Source organism: Segetibacter sp. (assembly GCF_025963695.1).
Taxonomy (GTDB): domain Bacteria; phylum Bacteroidota; class Bacteroidia; order Chitinophagales; family Chitinophagaceae; genus Segetibacter.
Window position 1 is genome coordinate 1 of the sequence record NZ_JAOQAH010000082.1, and the last position, 7,531, is coordinate 7,531.

A 7,531-nucleotide genomic window follows, 5' to 3' on the forward strand; every position below is an offset into this window, starting at 1 on the left:
TTACAAAATAAGTTAGAAGATATAAATAAAGTTTTAGGAAAAATATTAGCAGCATCTAAAGGGAAAAGCCCTTTTAGCTATTTTCTGAGTTTTTCCATTTTTTAAAATTTGCTTGTTTGAGTCACTCATTCATTAACTAATGATGCAAATTGAGACATTTTCAAATTAAGCCATTTCAAATTTTCCTACATGTTTAAAAAGATTTTGATAGCAAACCGCGGAGAAATTGCTCTTCGTATTATTCGTACCTGCCGTGAAATGGGGATTAAAACAGTTGCTGTTTACTCAACTGCTGATAAAGATAGTTTGCACGTAAAGTTTGCTAATGAAGCCGTTTGTATAGGAAAGCCGCAAAGCGCCGATTCTTATTTAAATATTCCGCACATAATGGCAGCGGCAGAGATTACAAATGCTGACGCAATACATCCCGGTTATGGTTTTTTAGCAGAGAATGCAAAGTTCTCCCAAATATGTGCCGACCATGGTATTAAGTTCATCGGGCCAACCCCGGCTATGATTAATGGCATGGGAGACAAGATAACCGCAAAGGAAACTATGATAAAGGCGGGAGTTCCCGTTGTTCCTGGTGGGGAAGGTTTGTTGGAAAGCGTAGAAGAAGCAAAAAGTCTTGCAAAAGAAATAGGCTATCCTGTAATACTGAAGGCTACGGCCGGCGGTGGTGGTAAGGGAATGCGTGTAGTACTTGAGGAAAGCGAAATAGAAAAAGCCTACACTACCGCACGCGCCGAAGCCGGCGCATCTTTTAAGAATGACGGTGTGTATATGGAGAAGTTCGTTGAAGAACCCAGGCACATCGAAATTCAAATTGCAGGAGATCAATATGGTACTGTTGCACACCTAAGCGAGCGCGATTGTTCTATACAACGCCGGCACCAGAAGCTGGTAGAAGAAAGCCCTTCTCCTTTTATGGATCCTGAACTCAGGCGCAGGATGGGCGAAGCTGCCATTAAAGCCGCCAGCGCTATTAACTACGAAAGTGTAGGAACGATTGAGTTTTTGGTCGATAAGCACAAGAATTTTTACTTCATGGAAATGAATACGCGTATCCAGGTTGAACATTGTGTAACCGAAGAAGTAATAAATTTCGATCTTATAAAAGAGCAGATAAAAATAGCTGCAGGTCATCCAATCAGCGGGCGCAACTATGAACCGCAGTTACATGCTATCGAGTGTCGCATTAACGCTGAAGATCCATATAACGATTTCCGCCCAAGCCCCGGTAAAATAACAGTGTTGCATCAGCCCGGGGGGCATGGAGTAAGGGTTGACAGCCACGTGTACGCCGGCTATGTTATACCGCCTTACTACGACAGTATGATAGGTAAGCTTATAACAATGGCCCAGACCCGCGAAGAGGCTATTGACACCATGCACCGTGCTTTAAGTGAATATGTAATTGAAGGCATCAAAACAACAATACCTTTTCACCTGCAATTGATGAAGAATGATGATTTTCGTAGCGGAAACTTTACAACAAAATTTCTTGAAGGCTTTACAATGAAGTAGAGGGTGCGGGCTGTAATTGTTATGTCGCCGACTTGTTCTGCTATCAACATCGTTGTGTCACTCACTTGTACAGTATAAAAATTTTCAGCAAGATTTACATTTTGTTCTAATAAGAAAAGGAGGCCATTAAGTCTCCTTTTCTTATTAACTCACATTAGTACAATTGCAGTTACCAGGGACAAAATCAGAGTTTAAGCTTGTTTTTGTCCTCTTCTGCTATTTACTTCTTTAGTAATTTCATCAACCTTAATAATCTGTTCATCAGTTAATATCTTTTTTAGCTTTTGATTTCTTTCTTCTTCCAGTGGCTGTAGTTTTTCTTGTTTCTCCTTATCGGTCGTTTGGGTGTCAATTTTCACCGACCGGGATTTTAACTGGTAATTCTGTTGAATTACTACTACTGTGTTCGCCTCGTCATCGGTTAATTTAAGTTCTGATTTAAGTCTTTCTACCATCTTCTGTTTATTAACGGGACTTGTACCACCCCGATGAACACCTCCGATAGTAAATTTTTGTGCAAGTGAAGCAGAAGTGCAAAGGACACTAATTAATGCAATAAGAATGGTTCTTTTCATAACCGGAATTTTATTATTTAAATGATAAAAAGTCGTACCGACAGTGACTGTTGGATGGATTACAACAGGCCAGGTTTAATGATTTTAAACGGAATAAAAGAAGCCCTCTTTCAAGGGCTTCTAAAGCAGTATTAAGTATCTGGAACAAAGATTTTAGCAGTAGGAGAAGAAGTGCCTTTAATGTAAGACTAAGTTCAATAAAGAATAACAGTTGAACGGAGCGTCGCAACAATGATTGGTTTACGACAAATGCCTGTTACAACAAACTTGCACGCTAAAACATGTGTAACTTTTATCTCAAAAATAAAAGCTCGCGATATTTAGGTAGGGTCCATTCTTCATCGGCAACCAGCAACTCCAGCTTATCTACGTGGTAGCGGATAATATCAAAATATTTATCTTTTACTTCGGCATTATACGCAATTGCTTTTTCTCTTGTATTCGTCATGTTGTTGCACACTTTACGTGCTTCTACCATGGCATCAACACTTTCGCGAATAGTTGAAATATGGTCGCAAATCTTTTGAAGCATATCTACCTGCGTTGAATAATTTTTTTCATCCACTCCAATATCTTTCAGTCCTTTAATATTTGTAATGAGCGTATTTTGATATTTTATTGCTGCAGGCAATATGTGATTTCCTGCGAGGTCACCTATTAAACGAGCTTCAATCTGAACAATCTTTATATATTTTTCAAGTTCAATTTCGTGTCTAGCTTCAAGCTCAGTATGATTATACACGCCGTTCTTTTGAAACAGGTTTTTAGCTTTATCTGTAAGCATGGCATCTAATGCAAGTGGAGTGGTTTTTACATTTGGCAAACCACGGCTTTCAGCTTCTTTTTCCCACTCATCGCTGTAACCATCACCTTCAAACAACACCTTCTTACTGTCTACGATGTACTTTTGAATGACATGCATGAGGGCCACTTCTTTCTTGTCACCTTTCTCAATTAGGCTATCAACTTCTTTTCTAAAATTTCTCAACGTTTCCGCCATAATGGTGTTTAACGTCGTCATAGCATTTGCACAATTTGCTGAAGACCCTACAGCACGGAACTCGAATTTATTACCGGTAAAAGCAAAAGGTGAAGTCCGATTGCGGTCAGTATTATCTAACAATAACTCAGGAATACTGCGATGCAGGTCTAGCTTTAAGATCGCTTCATCCTGTTCGTCGAATTTCTCGCCTACGCGGCCCTCAATTTCACCGAGAACGCGACTAAGGTACTCGCCGGCAAAAACAGAGATAATGGCAGGAGGCGCTTCGTTAGCCCCAAGACGGAAGTCATTTCCGGCACTTGCAATAGAAGCGCGTAATAGATCTGCATAATCATGTACTGCCTTAATTGTATTAACGAAAAATGTCAGGAACATTAAATTGGTCTTTGGCGTTTTACCTGGAGATAATAAATTAACTCCTGTATCTGTAGCTAAACTCCAGTTGTTGTGTTTGCCACTACCATTAATGCCAGCAAAAGGTTTTTCGTGCAGCAACACTTTAAGGCGATGGCGCTTAGCCACCCGCATCATTACGTCCATTAAAAGCGTATTGTGATCAACCGCCAGGTTCACTTCTTCAAAGATTGGAGCGCATTCAAATTGTGACGGTGCAACCTCGTTGTGACGGGTACGTAAAGGAATACCCAGCTTGTAGCTTTCTGTTTCGAAATCCCTCATGAAAGCGTACACCCGCTCAGGAATTGATCCGAAATAATGGTCTTCCAGTTGTTGCCCTTTAGCCGGTGAAGCGCCGAAGACTGTTCGGTCTGATAGTATTAAATCAGGACGGGCATTTGCGATGGCTTCGTCAATAACAAAGTATTCCTGCTCCCATCCAAGTGTGGGCGTCACTTTGGTGATATTCTTGTCGAAGTAGTTACAGACATCTACGGCAGCTTTGTCTATAGCGGCAAGTGCTTTTAATAAGGGTGCTTTATAATCGAGGCTTTCGCCTGTATAAGCAACAAAGATTGTAGGAATACATAGCGTTTTGCCATTACCAATTTCCATTACAAAGGCAGGTGAAGAGGGGTCCCATGCAGTGTAACCTCGTGCTTCAAATGTTGCCCTGATACCACCGCTAGGGAAAGATGAAGCATCAGGCTCTTGCTGAATTAAAGCTCCTCCATCAAATTCCTCAATTGCTGTTCCGTCGCTTTTTAAAGTAAAAAAGCTGTCATGTTTTTCAGCGGTTGTTCCTGTTAAAGGTTGAAACCAGTGCGTAAAGTGAGTAACACCTTTACTTTCGGCCCATGCTCTTATTCCATTTGCTATTTGGCCGGCTACTGCTCTGTCTATTTTTTTTCCTCCTCTTATACTGGTGACAAGGCTTTTGTAGGCTTCGTCACTCAGGAATTCTCGTGCAGTTTTAACTGTAAAAACATTCTCTCCAAAAATAGCAGTAACCTTAGTGCTTTGCGGTACTACCACTTGTGCAGCAGTATTTTGAAGACCTTTTATAGCATGGAATCGTAATGACATATTTAATATTTTTAACGGGGGGACAAAAAAACGCTTAAACAATAGAAAAAACAATTTTTTATTTTAAAGCTTATAGTGGTTTATAGGTCTGCAACTATGAAGAATAGAAGAATGTATATTAAAATTATTTAGCTGGCTTTCTTGCAAAAGAAAATTCAGCGATACAAAGCAAAGGTGTAATCAGCAGCGGTAGTACTAAACTTCGGTATCTAACTATTGCACCCGTAAAAGGGATGGTATAACCACATATAAGCAAAACAGATATTGAAAATGCAAGCAAGCACATTATAACGGGCGGCACTTTGCTTTGCTTAGAGAAATGAGTAACCGAAAGTACGACTAGTATAATAAGCAGAACGTTCTCGGCAATCGCAGGTATATAACTAACGTTTGCAAACTCATTTATATGGGGTCGAAGAAAAGCCATATCTATCGCAGTGGGTAAGAATGAAATAAATCCCCCAACTGTTGGCTCTAAAGGATGTATCAATACCAGTGAACTTGCTGTTAATTTCAGAAATTCCTGTTGTTTAGCTGCGAGATAATATGGAGGGTTGATAGCAGGTAAAATGCTTGGAATAATAAAAAAACAGGCTATACCTAAAATATACACACACGAAAAGATTCTCTTTTTTTGATTTCGATATTTCTCCGCGGTTATGAATGATATGACTGCGGGTAACAGCGCAAAAAGTATATAGTTTCTTAAAGAGAAAATGAGCGTAAGTGAGAGTAAGATAAGAAGGAGGTGTTTAAACTGATATTTTTCTGTAACAATTTTATAGAAGCAATAAATTGTAACGCCAACTGCAGAAAGTATAAGTCCATCTTTATGAATTCCGCTACACCAAAACAATGTTGATGGTAAAAGGAATACAGACGCGATTATGATTGTTTTTTTGCGTGGATAAATGGAGAAAAAAACTTTAAAAAGTGCTACAAGACCGAATAGGAAAAGAAAATTGAAGAGTATAATATTTGTGTAATAACTATTGCTTGTTAACACATTAAATATCGCCATCATTTTTACCGGTAGGTTACTTTTGAGGTCATTCCAGTAAGTGTTTTCTCCACTAAAAAGATTGCCACTGTTACTATAGCCGTGGTAGAACAGGTCTTTAATAAATGCAAGGGGTGATTTTAAAAGTAATTGAGTTTCCACTACACTTAGCTTATAAAATCTCCACGTATCAGAAGTGGGATAATATCTAGGCAAAGTATAAAATCTGGCATAAGCTATGCCTGCCAAAATTTTAATTAAAAAGAGTGTTAGAAGTGTCTTTCTACCAATCCCAGCGTTTTTAAAGAAGGGAATTATGGAGATGAGAAAGAAAAAAAAGATAAGGTAAAATATAAATAGTACAGTAGGCAATTAAAGGGCAGATTATTCTATGAGGTTATTTTTAACAGCGAAGAAAACAAGACCGGCTGTATTTTTTAATCCAAACCTTTCCATTAAGCGTTCTTTTATGCTTTCAACTGTTCTTGAACTAATATTCATTTTTTCGCCAATTTCCTGGCTGGTAAATTCAAGGCATATTAATTCAAGAACTTCTTTCTCTCTTTCACTTACTTCGATTTCATTATCTAAAGAGGGTACGGCTTTATTTTTATTTTGAGATTTCTTAATCAGAATTCTATTTACAAAGTTGTTTAAGTAAAAGCCTTTATCAACAACATCAGTAATAGCCTTTTTAATCTCAACAGGGTCAGTACTTTTTAGAAGATAACCGTTGGCACCATTTTCCATTAAATGAACTACAAATTTTTCTTCCTCGTGCATTGTAAGAACCAAAACAAAAATGTTGGGATGATGGATGCTGATATACTTGGTGGTTTCGATTCCATCCTTAACTGGCATTCTCAGATCCATCAAAATCACATCTGGTTTACTTTCTCTAATGCCATCAAGTAGTTGTTGGCCGTTCTCCGCTTCTAAAACAAATTTTATGTTACTATAATGTCTCAGAGAAAGAATTACTCCTTTCCTAAAAATTTTATGGTCATCTGCTATCGCAACTTTTATCTCACCCATATTGTTAATATGTAAGATTGAAAACGGGATATAAGGGGTGTTTATCTCTCATCGTATTCTTTAGGAATATCAATAGTTGCTTTATAAAATGATTTAGAGGGATCTTGTTCAAATAATATATCGCCATGGATCACCTTTAATCTACTCTGTATATTCTTTAACCCCAGGCCTGTGTTACTTTTAGACATTTTAATAAAGTCTTCATGAGAAAGTCCTCTTCCGTCATGATGTAGTCTGATAATCATATTTTCTTCTCCATTGTGTTGGGTAAGATGAATAAAGCTGGCGTTACTATGTTTTAATATATTGTTTATTAGTTCCTGGATCACCCTAAATACAATCAGTTCTTTTTCAGCTTTGAGTCGGATCTTATAGTCATGAAATCGGCAATTTACGTTAATTGCACCGGCTCCGTTTATCTTTTGGAAAAAATCATTTACTGCACTCTCAAGACCAAAGTTTTTTAAAGTTGGCGGCATTAAACTATGAGAAATATTGCGAACCAGTTGAATAGCCTCGTCTATTATTTGCTTTGCGCTAAAAATAGATTGCAGCTGGGTTGCCTTATCGAGGTTTACCATATTTTCGGTAAGATATAATCTTGCAGTAGCTAATAGAGGTCCGGCGTCGTCATGCAGGTCGGCAGCTATTCTTTGTCGTTCTTCTTCCTGTAGTTTTATCGAGGCCCTAAGCAAAATTTTCTGTTGCTCGGATTCCATTTGCTGCATTTTTAGTTGATAGCGAATAACCTTCCTCTGGTGAAAAATAATAAAAGTTATAAGAGCAATTGCTAAGAACAGCATTCCAATAGTCCCTAAAAGCAGCGGAGTAGCATTAATTCCATTCGTTTGTAAAAAGGTCATTTACTAAAGCCTGCTTTAAGTTAATATAAACTTTTGTTTTTCGATA

6 protein-coding genes are annotated in these 7,531 nt (G+C 38.1%); 1 reads left to right on the forward strand and 5 read right to left on the reverse strand.

The features are described 5' to 3' along the window. The first annotated feature begins 189 nt into the window (after nt 1-189). Nucleotides 190-1,527 carry an acetyl-CoA carboxylase biotin carboxylase subunit gene (accC, locus tag JWR87_RS13580; protein WP_297820975.1) on the forward strand — a complete coding sequence of 446 codons (1,338 nt, stop codon included), beginning with the start codon at nt 190-192 and terminating at the stop codon, nt 1,525-1,527. Between the two features lie 191 nt (nt 1,528-1,718). Here accC and JWR87_RS13585 read toward each other — a convergent pair whose 3' ends face one another. The 5 genes from JWR87_RS13585 to JWR87_RS13605 form a co-directional block, all read right to left on the reverse strand. Beyond that, the gene (locus JWR87_RS13585) at nt 1,719-2,102 is read right to left on the reverse strand and encodes a hypothetical protein (RefSeq protein WP_297820977.1); all 384 of its coding nucleotides are present in this window, start codon (nt 2,100-2,102) and stop codon (nt 1,719-1,721) included. 292 nt (nt 2,103-2,394) lie between these two features. Then, nucleotides 2,395-4,587: a glutamine synthetase III gene (locus JWR87_RS13590; protein WP_297820979.1), complete on the reverse strand. Its 2,193-nt coding sequence runs from the start codon at nt 4,585-4,587 to the stop codon at nt 2,395-2,397. Nucleotides 4,588-4,711: 124 nt separating this feature from the next. Beyond that, a complete protein-coding gene (locus tag JWR87_RS13595) occupies nt 4,712-5,836 on the reverse strand; it encodes a DUF2142 domain-containing protein (RefSeq protein WP_297820981.1) in 1,125 nt (374 codons plus the stop codon). 135 nt (nt 5,837-5,971) lie between these two features. Next, nucleotides 5,972-6,622, reverse strand: coding sequence for a response regulator transcription factor (locus tag JWR87_RS13600; protein WP_297820983.1), 651 nt, complete (start codon nt 6,620-6,622; stop codon nt 5,972-5,974). 41 nt (nt 6,623-6,663) lie between these two features. After that, a complete protein-coding gene (locus JWR87_RS13605; protein WP_297820985.1) occupies nt 6,664-7,341 on the reverse strand; it encodes an ATP-binding protein in 678 nt (225 codons plus the stop codon). Nucleotides 7,342-7,531: the final 190 nt, after the last annotated feature.